This is a genomic window from Cereibacter sediminicola (assembly GCF_007668225.1).
Classification (GTDB): domain Bacteria; phylum Pseudomonadota; class Alphaproteobacteria; order Rhodobacterales; family Rhodobacteraceae; genus Cereibacter_A; species Cereibacter_A azotoformans.
The window spans coordinates 1-313 of the sequence record NZ_VDEK01000194.1 but is presented as its reverse complement, the minus strand read 5'-3'; the positions used below and the strand labels follow the sequence as shown (position 1 = coordinate 313).

The window sequence follows — 313 nt, the reverse complement described above, 5'->3', positions numbered from 1 at the left end:
ACGGTACTGGTTCGCTATCGGTCATGCACGAGTACTTAGGCTTGGATCGTGGTCGACCCATGTTCAGACAGGATTTCACGTGTCCCGCCCTACTCAAGGACTTCTGCTATTCTACGTGTACGGGACTATCACCCACTTCGGTCAAGTTTTCCAACTCGTTCCACTTCATTCACAAAAGCCACTGGCCTGGTCCGCGTTCGCTCGCCACTACTAGCGGAGTCTCGTTTGATGTCCTTTCCTCTGGGTACTTAGATGTTTCAGTTCCCCAGGTTCGCTTCTAACCCCTATGTATTCAGAGTTAGATACCTTTATA

The 313-nt window shown here is 49.8% G+C and carries 1 rRNA gene; it reads right to left on the bottom strand.

Annotated features, from left to right (window positions below):
* Positions 1–313 (bottom strand): 23S ribosomal RNA (locus FG154_RS20985); the annotation flags it as partial.